Here is a 22,072-nt window from a genome sequence, read left to right as displayed (position 1 = left end):
GGAAGTAATGAATAAAAAAGAACCAGGCAGTAAACCCAAAAAAGGCAAAAAAGTAGAGATAGACAGCGATGTCACAAAAAAGGAGGGAGAAGTTGTAGAGAAAATAGATGCGGAGAAAGAGAAAAAAAAGGAAGACCGAGAAGAAGATTTGAAGTTGCAACTCTGTGTTAAAGAGAAGGAGGCAGCAGAAAATTTCGACAGATTACTCCGAACACAAGCCGAATTTGAGAATTATAAAAAAAGGATGGAGAAAGAGAGGGCAGATACAATAAGGTTCTGTAATGAGAATCTTATAAGAGACCTTTTGCCTATAGTTGACAACCTGGAGATGGCATTAAAACATGGGGAAAATTCTAGTCCTGATAATTCAAAATCTCTGATTGAAGGGGTTGAGATGGTTTTAAACCAATTTATGAAGAGTTTAGAAAAATTTGGTGTTACCAGTTTTTCTTCTGTAGGAGAAAAATTTGACCCCAATCGGCATGAAGCAATGATGCAAGTTGAAAGCGATGAGTATGAGGCTAGTTCCGTCATTTCAGAGTTTCAGAAAGGCTATTTTTTAAATGGTAGGCTTCTTAGACCGGCAAAAGTTACAGTCACTACATCATCTTTAAAACAAGATACCGACAAGGTAAATGTAGCGAATGGGGATAAAACAACAACTAACTGAGACTAAAGGTTGATAGATATAGCTGCTGGTGAAGGAAGGAGGAAAGTATGGGCAAAGTAATAGGGATTGATTTAGGGACCACCAATTCCTGTGTAGCTATCATGGAGGGTGGAGACCCTAAAGTTATTACCAATGCAGAAGGTAGTAGAACAACACCATCTATGGTCGCATTTACAGACAGTGGGGAGAGGTTGATTGGGCAAATAGCCAAGAGACAGGCAATAACCAACCCTGAAAACACTGTGTTTGCTGTCAAGAGGCTTATTGGCAGGAAATATGATTCAAAAGAAGTCCAGATGGACATACCCAATCTTCCGTATAAGATTTCGAAAGGAACGAATGGAGATGCCGAGGTTAATATAAGGGGTAAAGACTATAGTTCAGCAGAGATCTCCGCAATGATCTTACAGAAGATGAAGCAGACTGCAGAGGACTATCTTGGTGAAAAGGTCACTGAGGCAGTAATTACTACCCCGGCATATTTTAACGACAGTCAACGCCAGGCTACAAAGGATGCTGGAAGGATTGCAGGATTAAACGTTTTGAGGATAATAAACGAACCAACCGCAGCATCTTTAGCTTATGGTCTTGACAAAAAGAAGGATGAAAAGATTGCTGTATTTGATCTGGGGGGAGGAACCTACGACATATCAATCCTGGAGATTGGAGATGGTGTCTTTGAAGTAAAGGCGACCAACGGTGATACCCACCTGGGTGGAGAAGACTTTGACCGCAGAATTATTGACTACTTAGCTGCCGAGTTTAAGAAAGATCAGGGGATCGATCTGAGACAGGACAAGATGGCACTGCAAAGACTGAAAGAGGCAGCAGAAAAGGCAAAGCATGAACTATCCACATCCACAGAGACAGATGTTAACTTACCCTTTATAACAGCAGATGCCAGCGGGCCTAAGCATCTTAATATTAAACTTACAAGGGCAAAACTGGAGCAATTAGTGGACGACTTGATTGAGAAGGTAGTGCCCCCATGTATGACCGCATTGAAAGACGCTGGACTAAAACCCTCTGACATCGATGAGGCTATTCTTGTGGGTGGAATGACCAGGATGCCAAAGGTTCAGCAAAAGGTAAGAGAGATATTTGGCAAAGAACCTCATAAGGGTGTAAATCCGGATGAAGTAGTTGCTGTTGGTGCAGCAATACAGGCTGGTGTTCTTAAAGGTGAGGTGAAAGATGTGCTCCTGCTTGATGTTACACCTCTTTCCCTGGGTATCGAAACGCTGGGAGGCATATTCACTAAACTCATTGAGAAAAACACTACCATCCCTACCAAAAAGAGTCAGATATTCTCTACGGCAGAAGATAACCAACCTGCAGTGAGTATCCATGTATTGCAAGGGGAGCGTGAAATGGCTCAGTACAACAAGACGCTTGGCAGGTTTGAGTTGCTTGGAATCCCCCCTGCCCCCAGAGGAATGCCCCAGATAGAGGTAACCTTTGATATCGACGCTAACGGAATCGTCCATGTATCTGCCAAGGACTTGGGAACCGGCAAAGAGCAGTCCATAAAGATCACTGCCTCTAGTGGACTTACTGAAGAGGAAATTAAAAACATGATAAAAGAGGCAGAAGTACATTCCGAGGAAGACAAGAAAAAGAAGGAATTAGCAGAAGCCCGAAATCAGGCTGATACCCTTATTTATACTACAGAAAAAACCCTGAAAGAGCACGGAGACAGTGTTGATGCAGCTGAAAGACAAAACATAGAGGACGCTATCGCAAAAGTGAAGAGAGAGATGGAAGGTTCGCATACAGATGCCATCAAAAATGCCTGCGAAGAACTAGGCAAAGCATCCCATAAATTGGCAGAAAGTATGTATGCCAAGGCATCTCAAGCCGCAGGCGCTGGTTCCTCAAAAACACAGACTGATGAAGATACGGGGAAACCCTCAGATGAAGATGTGGTCGATGCCGACTTTGAAGAGGTAAAGGACGATAAATAACTCAAAGATACAGAACATTTAGATTGGGATAACACAGTAAAAAGTCCATATGTGGGGTTGCACTGCATATGGACTTTTTTACAAGGTCATTAATAACTGGAATGTGAGATTTATTAACAATGCCCCTGCTGCCAAAAAGAACCTTATCCACCTTTATCGTTTCTCTACTCACTCTTTTGTCTGTTAGTTCTGCTATAGGGGTAGATGAAACCGAGCGTATTAAAATCTACTTTAGCCCTAATGGCAACTGTGAAAAAGCGATAATTGAAGAAATTGGAAGGGCAAAAAGCTGTATCCACATAGCAATGTTCAACTTCACAAACGGCCGCATAGCAAGGGAACTCATAAAGGTCTCCAAACGAGGGACAGACATAAAGGTTATTATGGACATAGAAAGTTCTTCAGATGATTATTCCAAAAGCAGGTTCCTTGAAAATAAAGGCATAAGCATTAAATACAGAAAGGGACCCAATAGAAATAATCTGGGCGATGAGACCGGCTCGATGCACAATAAATTTGCCGTCATTGATGGGAAGGTAGTCATTACCGGATCCTATAACTGGACAACTTCAGCAGAAAACTGGAATTACGAAAATTTGCTAATCATACCATCTACCAGAGTAGCCGAGCTTTTCGAGAGAGAATTCAACAGGCTCTGGATAAAAAAGTGACGGCTTCGTCAAAAGTGGACCGCTCAGGATTTTCTCCCAAACACCTTGGCTACCCATATACTCAATTCGTATAACAGCAGAAGAGGAACTGCCATCATCAACTGGGTTATTGCATCTGGGGTAGGAGTAAGTATTGCAGAAACAATAAAGATGATTACAATGGAATATCTCCTTTTAGAGGACAGCATCTTGGCATCAACTACCCCAATCTTTGTTAAAAAAAAGATAAAGAGAGGCAGTTCAAATACAATCCCGAAGGCAAAAAGCAACCTTGTAGAGAGAGAGAGATATTCCTTCACAGAGGGTAATGGTCGTATAGCTTCAGTAGCAAAGCTCATAAGGTATTTAAAGCCGGAAGGAAAGACCACAAAATAACCAAACAATGAACCACCAATAAAAAAACCGGTTGAAAAGACAACAAAAGGAAAGACACACCTCTTCTCTCTCTTATAAAGTCCTGGGGAAATAAAAGACCAAATCTGATAGAGAAGGACCGGGCTAGCAATAAAAATACCGGCCAACAACGACACTTTTAGGTAAGTGAAAAAGGCTTCTGTTAATCCAGTAAATATTAATGTCCCTCCAGGTGGCATTACATCGAGTAGAGGTTTCATTAAAATATTGAATATCTCCTTTGAGAAGACATAAGAGGCAGCAAACCCAACACCTACCGTAATAAAACAGATGATCAATCTTCTTCTTAACTCTTCAAGATGAGAAGTAAAAGGGAGCTTTTCATCAGCACTTAGCTCCCTATCTTCTCTCTCCTCTTTATTCTCTTCAGTCACTTTTTTCTTTCTTTACTGCCTGAACTTCCAAGGTTCCTTTCTTGTATTCTGTTTCTTCTAACCCCATCGTGCCCATCGTTTCCGTAACATTTCTTACTACTTCTTTATAGTCTTTCAACAATTCCTCTTTTTGATTAGTTAGCTCCCCCCCAATATCCAACTCCTGTTTAACCTCTTCGGCAGCCTTTTTAAACTCTGTTAACCCTTTTGCTAATGCCCTGGCGAGATCAGGCAATTTCTTTGGGCCTATAAATATCAAAGCAACTATAAAGATTACTATCAATTCCGGAATTCCAATCCCAAACATCCTTTTATCCTATGATATTGGTTTCACAAACTAACATACTGATAAGAATAGAGTTTTTTATTATAACTGTCAATGATTATTTCCTCGTACTTATTTTATAAATGCCAAGCCAACCTTTTGATTATTCAAAGAGTACATAAAAGAAAAATAAATTTTAGTCTTATAAAAAAGTTACTTATGACAACTTTGAGATAATTTTAAATTTTTAGCCTTGACTAAAAAAAACTTTTAATATAAAAATAACTGCAGTTTTTTAACTAAGGGCTTCGTTAATCACAGCGTTGGTAAGATTAGAAATTACACTCTCATCCCACCTTACTATCTACTATGTTGGCATCACATTTAATCTTTTCTTTTGTTCACTATGGCCCTGGTAGGATGGGGTCGGGCCTCCTCAATTTTCTTTTTCGGTTCATTATAGTTCACTCTTTTTATCCGGGATAATTCAGGAGATAAAAACAGCTTTTAACACTATTTAAAAAATTTTAGAACTTCTGGAGAGAGGAATGCTCCAATTAACCCATTTTGACAATAAAGGAAGAGCCAAGATGGTAGATATTACTGAGAAGGCTGTCACGAGGCGCGAAGCGATTGCCTCTGGCATAATAGCAATGAAACCAGAGACCTTCCGAATGATAGCCAAAAGGGAGATCAAGAAGGGGGATGTCTTAGAGGTTGCTAAAATAGCGGGCATAATGGCAGCAAAAAAGACCAGTGATTTGATTCCAATGTGTCATCCCATAAATATTACCACTGTTGACATTCGTTTTCATCCAGATTCAGGAGAAAGCAAAATCGGAATCGAATCAAGGGTAAAGGTTGTTAGTAAAACAGGGGTAGAGATGGAGGCACTTATTGCCGTGTCAGTAGCAGCTTTAACTATCTATGATATGTGTAAATCCAAAGATCGCGGGATGGTCATTTCAGATATAAAGCTACTCAAAAAAAGCGGGGGGAAAAGTGGTGATTATATAATAGGTAAAAACTAAGGGAGAAAAAGAATGAAAGATTTGTCCAAAGAGAATCAAGAAAACTTTCAAGAGACCTTAAAAATAAACACCTTATTAGAAATAAATAAGGCTTTAGGCTCATCACTGGATCTAAAGAGCTCCCTCAGTAACGTAATGAATATCCTTGCTTCACGTCTGACCATGAGCCAGGGTTCTTTGATACTGTTGGATTCCGAGACAAAGGAACTGATTATGGAAGTTGTCTATGGCCCTAACAAACAAGGGATAGAAGATGGGGACATTCACAAAAAGGTTTTTGAAAGTGGACTACCCGCAGCTATTTCCAGTTTAGGTGGCCCTCCTTTGTTTTTGGACAGTTCAAAGATATCTGACATAAAGAAGCAGGATATCTCCTATTTATGCGTACCAATGAAGATCGAAGGCATGGCTATGGGGGTACTTATAGTAGATCGCCTTTTTGATGATAGTGTAGAATTTAATGAGGATTTAATTTTACTAAACAGCATTACATCTATTATTGCACAAACAATAAATATTTACTATACAGCAGAAAAGGAAAAGAAAGATCTCATTAGAGAGAACAAATACCTGCGTCTTGAGCTGGAAAAACTAAAGGATGTTAACACCATAGATAGACATGAGTTAAGAACAAATCCACAAAAACAACTCTCTATAGAAAAGGTTTTAGAGAAGAAACTGGATGAGATAATAACAGTAATGGACGTAACGACTGAAGGCAAAAGAAGATTATATGACGACATTATATCCAACGTAGAGAAGATATTAATAAAATTGGCACTTAAGAGGACGAAGAACATAAAGTATGAGGCAGCTCGTTTTTTAGGGATTAACAGGAATACTTTATATAAAAAGATGAATGATTTAAATATTTCAGTCTAAAAGCGCTGTCTGGCAAAATTCCTTTTAGGTTTTCTAAACAGCCTTGTCCAAATCATAACTCTTTTTTACGGATACTAATAGTGAACGACCTCGAAAAGTAGTCATTGCGAGGAGCGAGTGAGCCAAAGCCCTGAATGAAGTGAAGGGGACGTGGCAATCCCAAGAGATTGCTTCACCCCGACTTGTCGGGGTTCGCAATGACAAATGGTGGATGTCAACTTATTTAAGTCCTTCACTATAATACGTTACTGAGAAGCAAAAATAGCCCGCAGGGCTTTTATTTTTGCCTGCTACTTACTTAGTTGTTGACCATAAGAGAGGTGCTAAGAATTCGCTTTCAATCATTGCTTCGCCCCGACAAGTCGGGGCGAAGCAATCTCATAGGCAGGAGAGGGATTGCTGCACTTCGTTCGCAATGACAAATTAGGGATTTTTCAAATGTCTTCATAAGTCCGGGTAACACAACATTATGAATTTCCAAGATATTATACTATCACTTCAAAGGTTCTGGTCTGACAGGGGTTGCGTCATTCAGCAACCCTATGGTATTGAGGTTGGTGCCGGAACATTCAACCCCGCCACATTTCTTCGGGTTCTGGGCCCTGAGCCATGGAATGTGGCATACGTTGAACCCTCCCGCCGGCCTACCGACGGCAGGTATGGAGAAAATCCAAACCGTCTTCAGCATTACTATCAATTTCAGGTAATAATGAAACCTTCCCCAATGGATATTCAGAATATCTACCTGAATAGTTTAGAAGAACTTGGCATAGACCTGTTAGCCCATGATATAAGGTTTGTTGAAGATGATTGGGAGTCTCCTACCCTTGGTGCCTGGGGTTTGGGCTGGGAGGTTTGGCTGGATGGGATGGAAATAACCCAGTTCACCTATTTTCAGCAGGCTGGCGGCATAGACCTCAATCCTGTTTCTGTTGAGCTGACATATGGACTTGAAAGGATTGCTATGTACCTCCAGGGCATAGACAATGTATTTGATCTTAAATGGGCAAGGAAGATAAAATACGGGGATATACATCATCAAAGTGAGGTAGAATTCTCTGTCTATAATTTTGAGCTGGCTGATGTGGCTATGTTGTTTAATCTGTTTAACATGTATGAGAAAGAATCTTTAGAATTGATTAATAAGGGCTTGGTATTACCGGCTTATGAATACTGTTTAAAGTGTTCTCATACCTTTAACCTGCTGGATGCAAGAAAGGCTATAAGTGTCACTGAAAGAACGAGTTTCATAGGCAGGGTGAGAAACCTTGCAGGATTATGTGCAAAGGGGTATCTTAAGCAAAGGGAAGAGATGGGCTTCCCACTGCTTGAAGATTAATTAGGATAGTACTATGGCAAAAGAGTTACTCTTAGAAATAGGGACAGAGGAGATTCCATCAGGGTTTGTACCCAACGCATTGAAGGATATGAAGGAACTCATTGAAAAGGAGCTTAAGAACCTTAGAATTGGATTCGGACAGATAAAAACTTTGGGGACTCCCAGGAGACTGGTACTTTATATTGACCATATGTCAGATAAACAGGAGGATACCTATATAGAGATTATAGGTCCGTCAAAAAAAGTTGCCCTTGATCAAAACGGGAATCCAACAAAGGCAGCCATAGGTTTTGCACGGGCACAGGGGATAAACCCAAGTGATCTCCAGCAGGTAAGCACCCTCAAGGGAGAATACCTGGCAGTCAGAAAAAAGGAGACTGGCAATGATACAAAAAGGGTTCTATCCTCCATCCTGCCAAGGTTCATTGCGTCTATCCCCTTCCCCAAGTCCATGAGATGGGGAGATTCGTCAATAAGGTTCGCTCGCCCCATCCACTGGATTCTGTGTATATTTAATGGGGAGATAGTTCCTTTTAAGATGTATAATATTGAAAGCGGAGACCATTCCTTTGGTCACCGTTTTATGAGCCCAGATCAATTTAAGGTACAAGACTTTAACCATTATATCAAGCATCTCAGAGATGCCTATGTTATTATCGATCCAATCGAGAGGAAAGATAAAATAAAAGAGATAATCTCTCAGGCTGCAAAAGCGGTGTCAGGAAAGGTATTAGAGGATGATGAGCTGCTGGATGATGTAACCTATCTGCTGGAATATCCGACAGCAACATTGGGAAGATTTGAAGAGAGGTTTCTGAATCTGCCCAGAGAGGTCATGATATCCAGTATGAGGGAACATCAGAAGTATTTTTCCGTAGTCGATGATGCTGACAGGTTGTTACCATACTTCATTGCTGTTAACAATACGTTGGCAAAAGACCATGGAATAGTTGTCAGTGGAAACGAGAGGGTTTTGAAGGCCAGGCTATCTGATGCCAGGTTTTTCTTCAAAGAAGACCAAAAGATACCTTTCCCGGAGAGGGTTTACCATTTAAAGGAGGTAGTTTTTCAATCAGAACTGGGAACCTTTTATGAAAAGGTCATGAGGTTCCAAAAGATGGCCGAATGCCTGGCATTGGAGATCAAGCCTGAACTCAAAGAGATATCGAAAAAGGCCGCCATTCTCTGTAAAGCCGACCTGACTTCCGGAATGGTTGGAGAGTTTCCAAAACTTCAGGGAATTATGGGCAGGGAATATGCCTTGCTTTCGGGTGAAGACGTGGAGGTAGCAACTGCCATCTATGAGCATTATCTCCCCAGATTCTCAGGGGACATCCTCCCCTCTACCCATGCAGGGGCATTCGTTAGCATAGCCGATAAGTTAGATACGGTGGTAGGGTGTTTTGGGGTAGGACTGATTCCGACAGGCACATCTGATCCCTATGCCTTAAGACGTCAGGCATTGGGGATCGTTAACATCATCCTGGATAAAAGATATCCCATCTCACTTAAGAAATTAATTGAAATAAATATAGAATATTTGAATGGTAAGATATCCAGGGATCCCGTTATGGTTAAAGAGGGAGTCCTGGAGTTCTTCAGGCTCCGTCTTCAATACCAGTTAACGAGTCAGGGATACTCTTACGACATAATAGATGCGGTTCTATCGTTGTATTTTGACGATCTGGCTGATTCTTTTGAAAGGATAAAAGCCTTACAGGAGTTGAAGAACCAGCCTGATTTTAAACCTCTGGCAATAGCCTTTAAAAGGGCTTCCAATATCTTAAGCCAATCCTCTCCAGGGGGAGATGTCTTTCCATCCCTGTTCCAAGATTCTATGGAAGACACTCTCTTTGAGGCATATAAAGAGATCGAAGAATACGTGGTGGAACTGATTTCTAAAAAGAGATACCTTGAGGCTTTGATCAAAATGGTTCAACTCAGAAAACCTGTGGATGATTTTTTCGATAACGTCATGGTTATGGTGGAAGATGAGAAAACAAGGAAAAACAGGCTCGCTATACTTGCTGAAATTTCGGGGCTTTTTTTAAATATCGCTGACTTTTCAAAGATTATAACCGAGTAGTTTTGATACAGGTTTGGGATTTAAGTAGCTGGTTCTCAAGTAGGTTTACTGGCAGATAATTTATACAGGAGGTATGTTCACGTGAAAAAATATGTCTATTTTTTTGGTAGTGGTAAAACTGAAGGCAATGCAAAAATGAAGGAGCTTTTGGGTGGCAAAGGATGTAATCTGGCAGAGATGGCAAATCTTGGTATCCCGGTTCCTCCTGGATTTACCATAACAACAGAGGTCTGCACCGCATACTATGATAATAATGGAAATTATCCTGAAGGGCTAAAGGCTCAGGTTGAAGATAATTTAACCAAGATTGAAACTGCTATGGGGGCAAAATTTGGCAATGAGGATAATCCACTTCTGGTATCAGTAAGGTCCGGGGCACGGGTATCTATGCCAGGCATGATGGATACGGTGCTCAATTTAGGATTAAATGATATGACGGTCAAGGGTCTTATCAAACAATCCAATGATGAGAGATTTGCTTATGACTGTTACCGAAGGTTTGTACAGATGTACGGAGATGTGGTGTTAGACCTTAAACCAGTAGAGAAGGATGAAAGAGACCCCTTTGAGGTTATCCTGGAGGCAAAGAAGGAAGAGAAAGGAGTTACCTTCGATAATGAACTAAGCCATGTTGATCTCAAAGAATTAGTAGCAGAGTTCAAGCTTGAAATCAAAAAGAGACTAGGCGTTGACTTCCCAGAGGATCCCATGGAGCAGTTGTGGGGAGCAATTGGAGCTGTATTCGGTTCTTGGAATAATCCCAGAGCGATTGCCTATCGTGAGCTCAACAATATACCCGGACATTGGGGAACAGCAGTAAACGTACAGACAATGGTCTTCGGAAATATGGGTGATGACAGTGGTACAGGGGTAGCATTCACCCGTGATCCATCTACAGGGACGAATATATTTTACGGAGAATACCTCATGAATGCCCAGGGAGAAGATGTGGTGGCAGGCATTCGTACTCCAAGACCTATTAACAAAATCCAAAAAGGGGACAGTCCTCTTCCTTCTCTGGAAGAAGAACTGCCTGATATTTACGGCCAGCTGGTCGATATCAGGGATAAACTCGAGAAGCATTACAGAGACTTGCAAGACATTGAATTTACCATCCAGAAAGGAAAGCTCTGGATGCTGCAGACCCGTTCCGGGAAACGTACCGGTTTTGCTGCCCTACGTATAGCGGTAGAAATGGTGAAGGAAGGTTTGATCAAAAAAGAAGAGGCGATTATGAGGGTAGAGCCTGAACAGTTAAACCAGCTGTTAAGCCCTGTCTTCGACCCAGAAGGAAAGAGAAATGCCATAAAGGAAGGGAGACTGCTGGCTAAAGGATTGAATGCAGGGCCTGGGGCTGCCTGTGGTAAGGTTGTATTCAACGCTGCAGAAGCAGAAGAACTTGCCAAAAAAGGTGATAAAGACATTATATTGGTGAGGATTGAGACATCACCCGAAGATATTAGAGGGATGAATGCAGCCAAGGGTATCTTAACCGCCAGGGGTGGAATGACATCCCATGCTGCCCTGGTTGCCAGACAGATGGGAAAGGTTTGTGTGGCTGGCTGTGGAGCATTGGAGATTGACTACACCGCTCAAAAAATGAAAGTTGGGAACAATACCATAAAAAAGGGAGACTATATCTCTATTGATGGTACTCTTGGAGAGGTTATCCTCGGCAAGATCCCTACCACTCCCTCAGAAACTCTACAGGTACTGATAGATAAAACTTTGAAGCCAGAAGATTCACAGACACATCAGATATATACAGAGATAATGTCCTGGGCTGATAAGATTAGAACTTTAGGGATAAGAACCAATGCCGATAAACCCGACCAAGTTAGCATTGCCATAAGTCTTGGCGCTGAGGGTATAGGACTTTGCAGAACCGAACATATGTTCTTTGAAGGAGACCGTATAGATTCAGTCCGAGAAATGATCCTGGCCGATGACAGGGCAGGAAGGGAAAATGCCTTGGCAAAACTGATGCCAATGCAGAAGGAAGACTTTGTGAGTATCTTCAGGCTGATGAACGGGATGCCGGTTACCATCCGAACCCTTGATCCTCCCCTTCATGAATTCCTTCCTGGAAATCCGAAAGACGTCGATACGCTGGCAAAAAAAATGGGGGTGTCCAAAAAAAAGCTGACCTCCAAGATAGAAAACCTGCATGAGACCAATCCCATGCTTGGTCATAGGGGGTGCCGCCTTGGCATAGTCTATCCGGAGATTACTGAGATGCAGGCAAGGGCAATATTTGAAGCGGCGTGTCAGGTGGCAAAAGAGGGTATCAGGGTTGTTCCTGAAGTAATGATTCCACTTGTAGGACACGTAAGGGAATTGATGATGCAGAAAGAGGTAGTGGACAGGGTTGCAAAAGAGGTGATGGGGGCATATAATATGAAGATAGACTACCTGGTAGGAACCATGATAGAACTACCCAGAGCCGCTATCACAGCGGACGAGATAGCCCAGGTTGCGGAGTTCTTCTCCTTCGGCACCAATGACCTAACCCAGATGACCTTTGGATTGAGCAGAGATGACGCAGGTAAATTCCTGCCCTCCTATATCAAGGAAGGTATACTGGAGAAGGATCCGTTTCAACAATTGGATCAGGGCGGGGTTGGAAAGTTAGTTGAGATAGGTGTACAGAAGGGTAGAGGTGAAAAACCATCTTTAAAAGTAGGCATATGTGGAGAACACGGTGGAGACCCCAGTTCAATAGAGTTTTGCCACAAAACAGGCTTGAACTATGTCAGCTGTTCCCCTTACCGCATTCCGATAGCAAGGCTGGCAGCCGCACAGGCGGTATTGAGAGATAAGGTGGCACCCACAAAGGGTGATTAGCCAGAGGGATGGTGACAAAGAAGAAAGAACGCGTTGACAAACTATTGGTTGATCGAGGCTTAGTCCAGAGCCGTGAAAGGGCAAGTGCCCTGATTTTGGAGGGGAAGGTCATTGTAAATGGTATCAGGGTTGATAAGGCAGGTACAAAAGTACCTGCTGATTCTTCCCTGAAATTAAAAGAGAACGATATACCCTACGTAAGTCGTGGGGGGGTAAAGTTAGCCTATGCCCTGGATGAATTTAAGCTGGAGGTAAAGGACAAGGTAGCCCTTGATATAGGCGCTTCTACCGGGGGATTCAGTGATTGTCTATTGCAAAGGGGAGCCAGAAAAGTCTATGCTATTGATGTAGGCTACGGACAGCTCGCATGGAGAATAAGACAGGATCCGCGGGTGGTCACTCTGGAACGCAGGAATATCCGTTATATAGACCCAGAAGAGGTCGGTGAAAAAGCTGATCTCGCTGTAATAGACATCTCATTCATATCCCTCACCAAGGTCTTACCCAAGGTTAGGGAACTAATAGGAAAAGAAGGATATATAATAGCCCTGATTAAACCCCAATTTGAAGTAGAAAAGGGTGAAGTAGGTAAAGGCGGAATAGTTAAGGACCCTGAAAACCACAGGCAGGTAATTGAAAAGATAAAAGGATTCGCTTTGTTTCATGATCTAAAGGTGCTAGGACTTATTGAGTCCCCTATATTGGGAGCCGATGGAAATAAAGAGTTTTTCATATACTTAATTAGTACGCCCAATATCAACTAAATTCAATGTCATATCGACCAAAGGGAGATATCTTCTAACATTTTGTGTGCATTAAGATTTCTCGTTTCGCTCGAAATGACATTAGTGTATGCGTATTTATTTGCTAAGGAAAGAAAAATGCCTGTAAGACTTGCCAAGACCGCGGGCTTCTGCATGGGTGTCAGGAGAGCTATAGATATTGCATTAGATGCCATAAACGGGAAAGACAATGTATATACCTATGGTCCCCTGGTACATAACCCTCAGGCCATTGAGATGCTTGAGAGCAAAGGTATAAAGGCTCTTAATGGATTAAATGGAACGTTGTCAGGGACTGTAGTCATAAGGGCACACGGAATTGGCCCTGAAGAGCAGGCACAAATTAAAGAGAAAGGGTTGAATATCCTAGATGCCACCTGTCCCAGGGTAATAAAAGTTCAATCTATAATAAAAAGGCAGGCAAAAGAGGGATACCATATAGTTATTGTAGGAGATAAAGAACACCCGGAAGTAATCGGACTTCTGGGATTCTCTTTAGATAAGGGAATGGTAATAAGTAGTATAGAAGAGGTTGATCAGCTACCGGCGGATATGGAAAAGGTCTGTGTTGTAGCTCAGACAACCCAGGACACCTCAAAATTCACAGAGATTTCTGAGAAGATCCGGGAGAGGTTTCCTGAAGTTATAGTATTCAATACCGTATGTGATTCTACCTCAAAAAGGCAAAAAGAGGCAATCCATCTGGCAAAGAAGGTAGATGGTATGGTGGTCATCGGGGGACGAAACAGCGGTAACACCCGGAGATTAGCAGAGATATCAGAATCCACTGGCACCCAAACCCTACATGTAGAGACTGAAGAAGACATTGATCCGAAAAAGCTCACAGATTGCCATAACATAGGAGTTACAGCAGGGGCATCCACACCAAACTGGATGATAAACAGGGTAGTTGACAGGATAGAAAGTCTTCAAAAGAGGCGGAGTTCAGTCTTTTCGAGGCTCTGGTCAAATTCTCTGGGATTTCTTGTGAAGAGCAACATATATGTTGCCTTTGGTGCTGGTTGTCTCAGTTACGTTAGCTGTTTACTCCAGGGGATTACCCCAAGGCTATCCTATTTTCTTATTGCCAGTTCCTATGTATTCTCTATGCACATCCTCTATTATTTTACGGACAGGGATGCCGCGAGGTATAACGATCCTGCCAGGGCAGAGTTTTACGAAAGACATGCTGGAATCTTTGTTGCCCTTATCATACTCTCTGCATTTACCTTCCTTTTTCTCTCATTTAAGATGGGAGGAAAGGCTTTTGTTTTCCTCATAACCATCTCTCTTCTAGGATTGATATATGGCATTAAAATAATTCCCAAAAGCCTGTGGAATATCTTTCAATACAAAAAGTTAAAGGATATACCAGGCTCAAAAACTGCATTTGTAGCACTTGCGTGGGGGACTGTTATTTCAATTTTACCTGCTCTGTCCGTTAACCAAGGAATTAGTTTTTCTACTTGGATAGCCTTTTTATTTGTCGTTATCTTGGTATTTGTTCGGTCGGCTCTATTTGACATTATGGACATCCAGGGGGACAGAATCGTAGGCAAAGAGACTATCCCAATTATAATAGGAGAAAATAAGACCAGGTCCGTACTTAAGTTGTCGTTAGTAATTCTATCCATAATCCTATTATCTTCGTCTCTATCAGGCGTAATCCCATCTTTAGGTTATCTACTTCTGGCATGTGTCATCTATGCATACAGTTATACGCTTATTTACGAAAGAAAGACAATATCCCATGGTGTTTTGCTGGAAGGTATGGTGGAGAGTAATTTTGTTCTTGGATGGTTAGTTTCGTTAATCTGGTTATTTTCGTTGTCTTATAATAACCCTCCTACCCTTTCACCTTAATCTCAGCAGAGAAAAAGGATCAACCCTGGCCCCGTGCAAACGTACCCCCCAATGGAGGTGCGGACCGGTTGACCTGCCGGTGGAACCTGCAAGACCTAAAATCTCCCCTTTTTTGACCCGTTGCCCTTCATCTACATCAATTCTGGACAGATGAAAGTACATAGTATAGAGCCCCCTCCCATGATCCACAATAACTGACTCCCCGCTGAAATACAGTTCACCTGCAAATACAACAATTCCAGCATTTGAGGATCGTATCTCTTCTCCCATTTCTGCTTCCAGGTCAACTCCATTATGGCGATTCCTTGACAATTCGTTGAGAATGCGTCTTACCCCAAAGGGGCTTGTAATCTCTCCGTCTAAAGGCTTAATGAACTTCCCTCGCCAGAGCCTATCATTTCTCTCCTTTATCCATATTTCTTTTACCTTTTTCTCTTCCTCCTCCACCTGCTTTAAGGTATTATCGTCCAACTCAACCATCTCTTCCGGCAGGGTTATTCTCTGCTCGCCAAAATCCCTCCCTTTTATCCTTATACGATACCTGCCCTTTACAACTCTACCTGAACGGTTTTTTGCCGATATTACCAGTTGATATGTCCCAGGATCTGTTTCCATATCTATGCCAATTAGAGTTCGAAATAACCTACTCTTCTTTGTTTTATAAAAGGAGAGTCCTTTTTCCTGAAACTCTCCTGTGAGCGAACGAGTACCTCTGGGAACAAGCACCTTAACCACACATACATCACCCTGTGTGAACTTTTTTGGGAACCAGCTTACCTTAAAGGGAACCCCCTTCTGTTTTGCGAAAGCAGTCCCCGATAAAAGAAGGATGAAAAAGAAAATGGAAAGTACTCCCCATATAAAAAATGGATGTTGAAGCGAAAAGGGATACTTTTTCAAAAATCTATTCCACAACGTATCAATTCTCCTCTATAAGTTCCTTAATTTGACCTATTATCTCTCCCTGGTGTAATTTGACATTTATCCTGTCGCCAACCTTTAATCCCTTCACATCTTTCAAGATACTGTAATCGGGCAGAGCCCTGGTTATACTGTAACCCCTTCGGAGTATGTTCAGTGGGCTTAGTTTATCCAGCCCCTCCAGTGACCTCTCAAACCTGTGTCTTTGATTCCCCAGATAATGCCTCATATGGACATCTGTCTCTTTATTCAGTTGAAAAACAAGGTTTTTCAACTCCCCTATCCTGCTTTTCGGACTTCTGGAGATAAGGGCGTCTTTTCTTCTCTCAAACTGTTCAGCCTTTCTTCGTAACAGATTGGATGTATCGATAGACAAACGATTGAAAATATCATCAACCCTTAATCTGAAATCGTCTATTCTTCTTCTCGGATCCGATAGTCTCTTCTCAAGGAAACCCAGTTTATTACGATTGGATTCAAGAAATTGGCATACAAGATTTTCCAGTCTTCCCATCCAGTTTTTCAGGTAATTTATAAGTTCAGACTTATTGGCTACTACCAGTTCTGCAGCGGCAGACGGTGTAGGGGCACGGAGGTCTGCTACAAAATCCGAAATTGTAAAGTCTATTTCATGGCCAACCGCTGAAATCACAGGAATATCTGAGTGGTAGATTGCCCTTGCAACAATCTCTTCATTAAAAGCCCAGAGATCTTCTAGGGATCCTCCCCCTCTTCCCACAATCATCACATCAACCCCGGATATTCTGTTGAGCTCTTCTATGGCGTGGGCTATTTCGGAAGATGCCCCTTCTCCCTGAACCCGTACAGGGAAGATAAGAATCCCTGTGTTGGGAAACCGGCGGAGGATGATATTTATCATGTCTCGAACAGCAGCTCCTGAAGGAGAGGTAATCAGTCCTATCTTTCCGGGTAACAGGGGTAATGGTTTTTTATGAGAATCATCAAAAAGCCCTTCACTTTTCAGCTTCTCTTTCAGTTGTTCATAAGCCAGCTGAAGGGCGCCAACCCCTTTTGGTTCTATATAATCGATTATCAGTTGATAATCGCCCCTGGGCTCATAGACACTGACTCTACCCCTGGATATTACCTTAATGCCATCCTTTATCTCAAATCTGAGGAACCTTATATGGGATCTGAAGACCACTGTTTTGATCTGGCTGTTTTCGTCTTTGAGGGTAAAGTACAGATGTCCTGATGATGGGGACCTGAGGTTGGATACCTCGCCTTCTACCCAGACAGTTTCGAAATTGGATTCCAATTGAAGCTTTATCTTCTGGGTAAGCTCTGAAACCGTTAAAATATCCAGGTTTTTGGTCACAAAAAATATTCCTTCCTGATTTTATCAGAAACCTCTCTGGTAAGTGCGAGGGCTTTCTCTGCCAATTCCATACTGAGTGACCCGGCCCCGCAACTGGGGGTAATCAAGGATTGTTTCAACAGTCTTTTAAATTCAATCTCCTTCGCTGTCAGCCTTTCAATGCTATTTATCAATTTTGAGACTACAGAATTGCTGGTCTCCTGTGACAGAAGAGTAGGATCAAGGGTGGGAACAATACCCCAGGCAATAATGCCCCCCCTTTCGATAAATTCCTTTAACTCCTTCTCATATATAAGCAGATTATCAAAGAATCCATAAGCATCAAAGCTGAGGATATCTATATCGGTATTTAGGAGTAACGACCAATCGGTATTTTCACAGCAATGGGTAGCCGCTATCCCCCCCTCTTCGTGAATACTAACTATTACCTGTCCCAGGGATTCCTGGATATCCTCTTTTGATACACTTATAAAGAGTGAGGAACCATAACCCACCAGACCAGGCTCATCAATTGAGACTATCACCGGTACCCCAAAGGGCTTAAATTTATCGATCTGCCACTTAGCCTTCATAGCCAGACTCTTTACAATTATGTCCTTAAGGGTTGGATCGTAATAGGCATATCTCTTTGCCTTATCTGTTAAACACGTCCCCAGAGTGAATGGACCGGTAATTTGACCTTTAATGGCAAGAGGTGAAAGCGGGTTACTTTTCAATGCATCGATCAAGGCGTACAATCCTGAGGCATAGTCAGGAGAAACAGCAAATCTTTTTTCTAAATGAATTGATGAGCCTCCCTCTGTAACAGAGAGGTAGTCTTCATAAAACGCGAGTACTTCTTCTTCAAATTCCTGCCCCTCATTTAGAAAATGGGGGCTTCCCTCATTCCATACCAGCCCGGGTATGCCTTCGGTAAACTGGGTCAGCATATCCTCTTTAGGTAGTTTGGGCAGTTGAACCCATGCAGGGATATGGTGAGTATATCGAAGCATCAACTCGGTAGCCTCCCTGGCATCCGTATGAGGCATACTACCTATGGTTGTTGGCAAACAGTTGCCTGAAAATTCCATCGCTATTACTCCCCTTTCCACCCATGTTCTCCAACTAAAGGAACAAACACGCAACTGGTAAACTCTTCCCTTTTAAAATACCTTCCAACTCTTGTTATCCTGTAAAGTGTCTGGACAAACCTTGAACCAACAGGGATAACAAGCCGTCCTCCATCAGTCAATTGGTTCTGTAAAGTACCGGGAATATCAGGCGATCCGGCAGTAACTATAATACCATCAAAGGGAGATTCTTCTTCCCACCCCCTGCTCCCATCGCCAATCCTGAATTCTATATTGTTATAACCCAGATATGTAAGAACCTGTCTCGCTTTCTCAGAAAGAGATTTATGAATTTCTATGCTATATACTTCTTTTGCCAGTTCGGCAAGTATGGCTGTCTGGTAGCCAGACCCTGTCCCTACCTCTAAAACCTTTTCCTCTCCCTTTAACCCTAAACACTCAGTCATCAAGGCTACCATATATGGCTGTGATATGGTCTGCCCCTCTCCAATAGACAGAGGGCCATCGTAGTAGGCAGATGATATAAACTCCGGAGGCACAAAACTGTGTCTCGGAACTTTTCGCATTGCTTCCAAAACCCTGAGGCTGGTTATACCCCTTGTTTTTAGCTGGGTCTCAACCATCCGTTGACGTTCGGCATCGAAATCCATAGAACACCTATTCTTTGTTTTTCTAGCCAAGCCTCGCATCAAACCGTCAACTTTTTCGTTTTCTTCTTCGATTTATCAGTAAGAGCCAATCTTAGAACCTTGTCAATATTCTCCACAAAGACAAATTTCATGCCTTTTCTGAGCTGCTTATCTATTTCATCTATATCATTCTTATTTCTCTGGGGCAGTATTACTGTGTTTATTCCAGCACGTTTGGCCGCCAATACCTTCTCTTTTACACCCCCTATCGGCAGGACAGTACCACTTAAGGTTATCTCCCCTGTCATTGCTATATCATTCCTGACCGGCCTTTCAGTAAGGGTAGAGGCTATTGCTGTAGCCATAGTTATCCCTGCAGAAGGACCGTCTTTAGGGATTGCCCCTGCCGGTACATGGAGATGAAGATCATATTTTTCGAAGAACTCAGGGTCAATATTGAGTTTTTTTGCCTGAGAGCGAATATAACTCAATGCAGCCTTTGCCGACTCCTGCATAACATCCCCCATACTACCGGTAAGAGATAAGGATTTTTTCCCTGGCATCTTCATCGCTTCAACAAACAGGACATCACCCCCCGCCTCTGTCCACGCCAATCCGGTAGCTACCCCAGGATGAGATGTTCTCTTGGCAACCTCCGGGAAAACCCTTTCTGGCCCCAAGAAATCGTATAGATTTTCTGGCAAAACATTTACTGGTTTCTTATTTTTCTTTCCTATAGCTACCTGATGTGCCACCTTTCGGCAAACCCTGGCAATCTGCCTCTCAAGGTTTCTAACACCTGCCTCCCTGGTGTAGCTTGTAATAATCTTTCGTAAAGCTTCTCCGGCAAACTCAATGTTCTCAATGTTTAAACCGTGCTCTTCTAACTGCCTGGGTATAAGGTACTTTTCTGCAATACAGACCTTTTCCTCATCAGTATACCCTGCCAGCCTGAGAATCTCCATCCGGTCTCTAAGTGCCGGCTGAATAGTCTCCATTACATTCGCTGTGGTTATGAACATGGTCTTTGATAAATCAAAGGGCAGGTCTATATAATGGTCACTGAATGAGTTGTTCTGCTCCGGATCTAAAACCTCCAAAAGGGCAGAGGAAGGGTCCCCCCGAAAATCGGCACCCACCTTATCTATCTCATCCAGCATGAAAACAGGATTATTTGATTCAACCCGCCTGATGCCCTGGATTATGCGACCTGGCAGAGCACCCACATAGGTCCTGCGGTGGCCTCTAATCTCAGCTTCATCCCTTATCCCTCCCAATGACATTCGGATAAATTTTCTCCCCAATGCTCTGGCTATGGACTGACCCAAAGAGGTCTTACCCACGCCCGGAGGACCTACAAAGCAAAGGATAGGACCCTTCATGTCATCCTTCAGTTTTCTTACAGCCAGATACTCAATAATCCTTTCCTTGACTTCCCTGAGATCATAGTGGTCTGCCTCTAAAACCTCTTTAGCCTTTACCAGATCGATGTTATCCTCTGTTCCTCTGTTCCAGGGAATTTCTATAAGCCAGTCAAGATATGTCCTGATAACAGTGTACTCCGCTGATGCGGGAGGCAATCTCTCAAATCTCTTTAACTCTTTGTCTACCTCTTTAAACACATAATACGGCAGATTGGCTGCCTCTATTTTAGTTCGAATCTCATTTATTTCCGACTGCCTTTCATCTGTCTCCCCCAATTCCTGCTGAATAGCCTTCAACTGCTCTCTAAGATAGTACTCTCTCTGGGTCTTGCTCATCTCGCTTTGCACCTGAGACTGAATCTTGCCCCCTAACTCCAGGAGTTCAAGCTCCCGGTTTAATACGGATAAAACCCTGCTGAGTTTGTCCTCTACATTTTCTGCCTCCAGTATCCCCTGCCTCTCCTCTAATTTCATTCTGACCATAGTCGCTGTGAAGTATGCAAGTTTTATAGGTTCTTCAATGTTCATGACGGCAGCCTGGAGTTCGTCCGGCATGTAAGGGACCAGGTTGACCATCTTCTGGTATTGCCCGGATATGGTCCTCATCAATGCCTCCGTCCTCTCGGTAATTTCTTCCTTTTCCGGCATAACATCTATCCTGGCCTTGTAGAATGGTTCTTTCTGAATGTATTCAGTCACCCTTATCTTTGCCAAACCCTGTATGATAAGTCTCATACTACCATCGGGCATCTTTAACATCTTGTGAACAACCATAACCGACCCTATTTCATAAAGGTCTTCTTCGGATATCTCTGCTTTCCCTTTAGACCTTATGGCAATGGCGCCTACCATTCTATTCTGAGACATAGCATAATCCACAGCATCAGCTCCCCTTTTATCCGCTATGGCAAGAGGAACCAGGGTATGGGGGTAAATAACCATATCACTAACAGGGATAATGGCTAACTCATGGGGTATGTCGTAGCCCCCTGGTTTATCTATGACCTTTAGTTCTTCTGAAGCGGTTTCTTTCAATTCTGAAGCCATATTGTCCCCCCTATTCTACCTCTATTTCCAGTATCTTCTCTACTGTCTGAACATGCTCTTTTGAGATATTTATGCTCAAAAAGCCGTCCTTATACTCCGCCTTTATAGCCTCCTGCTTCACTGTTTCAGGCAGCATTATAGCCCTTTCAAATTCACTATAGTTTATCTCCACCTGGTGATATATCCTCTCCTCCCCATGAGCAGAGTCCCTTCTGACCCCTCTAATTGTCAACCTCTTCTCATAGAGATTCACTGAGAGGTCTTCTTTCTTAACCCCTGCCAGCTCCATTTTAATCACCACCGCATCCTTCGTCTCATAGACATCCGTGTACGGTTGCCATTTCTCTTGGGATAAGGATTGAAGAGGATGCTTGGGGCTAAACAAGCGATAGAAATGGTGCTCCATCTCCAAATTGATTTTTCTTATCTGATCTAACAAACTGTCGGAATGCATATT

At 42.6% G+C, this 22,072-nt stretch carries 18 protein-coding genes; 10 read left to right on the top strand and 8 right to left on the bottom strand.

All coding sequences use genetic code 11. The features are described 5' to 3' along the window. The first annotated feature begins 7 nt into the window (after positions 1-7). From grpE to AB1401_03345, 3 genes are all read left to right on the top strand, one after another. The gene (gene grpE, locus AB1401_03355; GenBank protein ID MEW6614498.1) at positions 8-670 is read left to right on the top strand and encodes a nucleotide exchange factor GrpE; all 663 of its coding nucleotides are present in this window, start codon (positions 8-10) and stop codon (positions 668-670) included. 47 nt (positions 671-717) lie between these two features. Beyond that, on the top strand, positions 718-2,634 hold the full coding sequence (gene dnaK, locus AB1401_03350) for a molecular chaperone DnaK (protein ID MEW6614497.1): 1,917 nt from the start codon (positions 718-720) through the stop codon (positions 2,632-2,634). Between the two features lie 119 nt (positions 2,635-2,753). Beyond that, positions 2,754-3,305, top strand: a complete 552-nt coding sequence (locus AB1401_03345) for a phospholipase D-like domain-containing protein (GenBank protein MEW6614496.1) — start codon at positions 2,754-2,756, stop codon at positions 3,303-3,305. Between the two features lie 23 nt (positions 3,306-3,328). On the opposite strand, the gene tatC is transcribed toward AB1401_03345, so the two are convergent. Next, on the bottom strand, positions 3,329-4,093 hold the full coding sequence (tatC, locus tag AB1401_03340) for a twin-arginine translocase subunit TatC (protein ID MEW6614495.1): 765 nt from the start codon (positions 4,091-4,093) through the stop codon (positions 3,329-3,331). Then, positions 4,086-4,400 (bottom strand): Sec-independent protein translocase protein TatB, encoded by a 315-nt coding sequence (tatB, locus tag AB1401_03335; protein ID MEW6614494.1) that lies wholly within the window; start codon positions 4,398-4,400, stop codon positions 4,086-4,088. Before tatB ends, tatC begins: the two co-directional genes overlap by 8 nt. Before the next feature lie 506 nt (positions 4,401-4,906). On the opposite strand from tatB, the gene moaC reads away from it, so the two are divergent. From moaC to ispH, 7 genes are all read left to right on the top strand, one after another. Beyond that, positions 4,907-5,389, top strand: coding sequence for a cyclic pyranopterin monophosphate synthase MoaC (moaC, locus tag AB1401_03330; GenBank protein ID MEW6614493.1), 483 nt, complete (start codon positions 4,907-4,909; stop codon positions 5,387-5,389). 12 nt (positions 5,390-5,401) lie between these two features. Continuing rightward, positions 5,402-6,271 (top strand): helix-turn-helix domain-containing protein, encoded by an 870-nt coding sequence (locus AB1401_03325; GenBank protein ID MEW6614492.1) that lies wholly within the window; start codon positions 5,402-5,404, stop codon positions 6,269-6,271. Between the two features lie 469 nt (positions 6,272-6,740). After that, on the top strand, positions 6,741-7,610 hold the full coding sequence (glyQ, locus tag AB1401_03320) for a glycine--tRNA ligase subunit alpha (GenBank protein MEW6614491.1): 870 nt from the start codon (positions 6,741-6,743) through the stop codon (positions 7,608-7,610). Between the two features lie 13 nt (positions 7,611-7,623). Further along, a complete protein-coding gene (gene glyS / locus AB1401_03315) occupies positions 7,624-9,696 on the top strand; it encodes a glycine--tRNA ligase subunit beta (GenBank protein MEW6614490.1) in 2,073 nt (690 codons plus the stop codon). An 81-nt stretch (positions 9,697-9,777) separates the two neighbouring features. Continuing rightward, entirely contained in the window at positions 9,778-12,540 is a 2,763-nt protein-coding gene (gene ppdK, locus AB1401_03310) for a pyruvate, phosphate dikinase (GenBank protein MEW6614489.1), read from the top strand. 8 nt (positions 12,541-12,548) lie between these two features. Then, a complete protein-coding gene (locus AB1401_03305) occupies positions 12,549-13,304 on the top strand; it encodes a TlyA family RNA methyltransferase (GenBank protein MEW6614488.1) in 756 nt (251 codons plus the stop codon). A gap of 117 nt (positions 13,305-13,421) precedes the next feature. Further along, complete coding sequence (gene ispH / locus AB1401_03300) at positions 13,422-15,185, top strand: 4-hydroxy-3-methylbut-2-enyl diphosphate reductase (protein MEW6614487.1); 1,764 nt, start codon at positions 13,422-13,424, stop codon at positions 15,183-15,185. Here the strand turns inward: ispH and AB1401_03295 are convergent. From AB1401_03295 to AB1401_03270, 6 genes are all read right to left on the bottom strand, one after another. Beyond that, positions 15,177-15,920, bottom strand: coding sequence for a M23 family metallopeptidase (locus tag AB1401_03295; protein ID MEW6614486.1), 744 nt, complete (start codon positions 15,918-15,920; stop codon positions 15,177-15,179). The two genes, ispH and AB1401_03295, sit on opposite strands and share 9 nt — an antisense overlap. 184 nt (positions 15,921-16,104) lie before the next feature. Beyond that, positions 16,105-17,445 (bottom strand): exodeoxyribonuclease VII large subunit, encoded by a 1,341-nt coding sequence (gene xseA / locus AB1401_03290; protein MEW6614485.1) that lies wholly within the window; start codon positions 17,443-17,445, stop codon positions 16,105-16,107. Beyond that, on the bottom strand, positions 17,442-18,536 hold the full coding sequence (locus tag AB1401_03285; protein MEW6614484.1) for a hypothetical protein: 1,095 nt from the start codon (positions 18,534-18,536) through the stop codon (positions 17,442-17,444). Before AB1401_03285 ends, xseA begins: the two co-directional genes overlap by 4 nt. Beyond that, positions 18,521-19,165 (bottom strand): protein-L-isoaspartate(D-aspartate) O-methyltransferase, encoded by a 645-nt coding sequence (locus AB1401_03280; protein ID MEW6614483.1) that lies wholly within the window; start codon positions 19,163-19,165, stop codon positions 18,521-18,523. Before AB1401_03280 ends, AB1401_03285 begins: the two co-directional genes overlap by 16 nt. 38 nt (positions 19,166-19,203) lie before the next feature. Next, positions 19,204-21,615, bottom strand: coding sequence for an endopeptidase La (lon, locus tag AB1401_03275; protein ID MEW6614482.1), 2,412 nt, complete (start codon positions 21,613-21,615; stop codon positions 19,204-19,206). Between the two features lie 10 nt (positions 21,616-21,625). Further along, entirely contained in the window at positions 21,626-22,069 is a 444-nt protein-coding gene (locus AB1401_03270; protein MEW6614481.1) for an Hsp20/alpha crystallin family protein, read from the bottom strand. Positions 22,070-22,072 lie beyond the last annotated feature (3 nt).

The sequence above is a fragment of the Thermodesulfobacteriota bacterium genome (genome assembly GCA_040757775.1).
Taxonomy (GTDB): Bacteria; Desulfobacterota; UBA8473; order UBA8473; family UBA8473; genus UBA8473.
The sequence above is the reverse complement of the archived record's forward strand: the minus strand, read 5'-3'. Positions and strand labels throughout refer to the sequence as shown.

Coding starts and splice junctions, on each gene's coding strand:
- grpE (MEW6614498.1), top strand. CDS start 8: ATGAATAAAAAAGAACCAGGCAGTAAACCCAAAAAAGGCAAAAAAGTA.
- dnaK (MEW6614497.1), top strand. CDS start 718: ATGGGCAAAGTAATAGGGATTGATTTAGGGACCACCAATTCCTGTGTA.
- AB1401_03345 (MEW6614496.1), top strand. CDS start 2,754: ATGCCCCTGCTGCCAAAAAGAACCTTATCCACCTTTATCGTTTCTCTA.
- tatB (MEW6614494.1), bottom strand. CDS start 4,400: ATGTTTGGGATTGGAATTCCGGAATTGATAGTAATCTTTATAGTTGCT.
- moaC (MEW6614493.1), top strand. CDS start 4,907: ATGCTCCAATTAACCCATTTTGACAATAAAGGAAGAGCCAAGATGGTA.
- AB1401_03325 (MEW6614492.1), top strand. CDS start 5,402: ATGAAAGATTTGTCCAAAGAGAATCAAGAAAACTTTCAAGAGACCTTA.
- glyQ (MEW6614491.1), top strand. CDS start 6,741: ATGAATTTCCAAGATATTATACTATCACTTCAAAGGTTCTGGTCTGAC.
- glyS (MEW6614490.1), top strand. CDS start 7,624: ATGGCAAAAGAGTTACTCTTAGAAATAGGGACAGAGGAGATTCCATCA.
- AB1401_03305 (MEW6614488.1), top strand. CDS start 12,549: ATGGTGACAAAGAAGAAAGAACGCGTTGACAAACTATTGGTTGATCGA.
- ispH (MEW6614487.1), top strand. CDS start 13,422: ATGCCTGTAAGACTTGCCAAGACCGCGGGCTTCTGCATGGGTGTCAGG.
- AB1401_03280 (MEW6614483.1), bottom strand. CDS start 19,165: ATGGATTTCGATGCCGAACGTCAACGGATGGTTGAGACCCAGCTAAAA.
- lon (MEW6614482.1), bottom strand. CDS start 21,615: ATGGCTTCAGAATTGAAAGAAACCGCTTCAGAAGAACTAAAGGTCATA.
- AB1401_03270 (MEW6614481.1), bottom strand. CDS start 22,069: ATGCATTCCGACAGTTTGTTAGATCAGATAAGAAAAATCAATTTGGAG.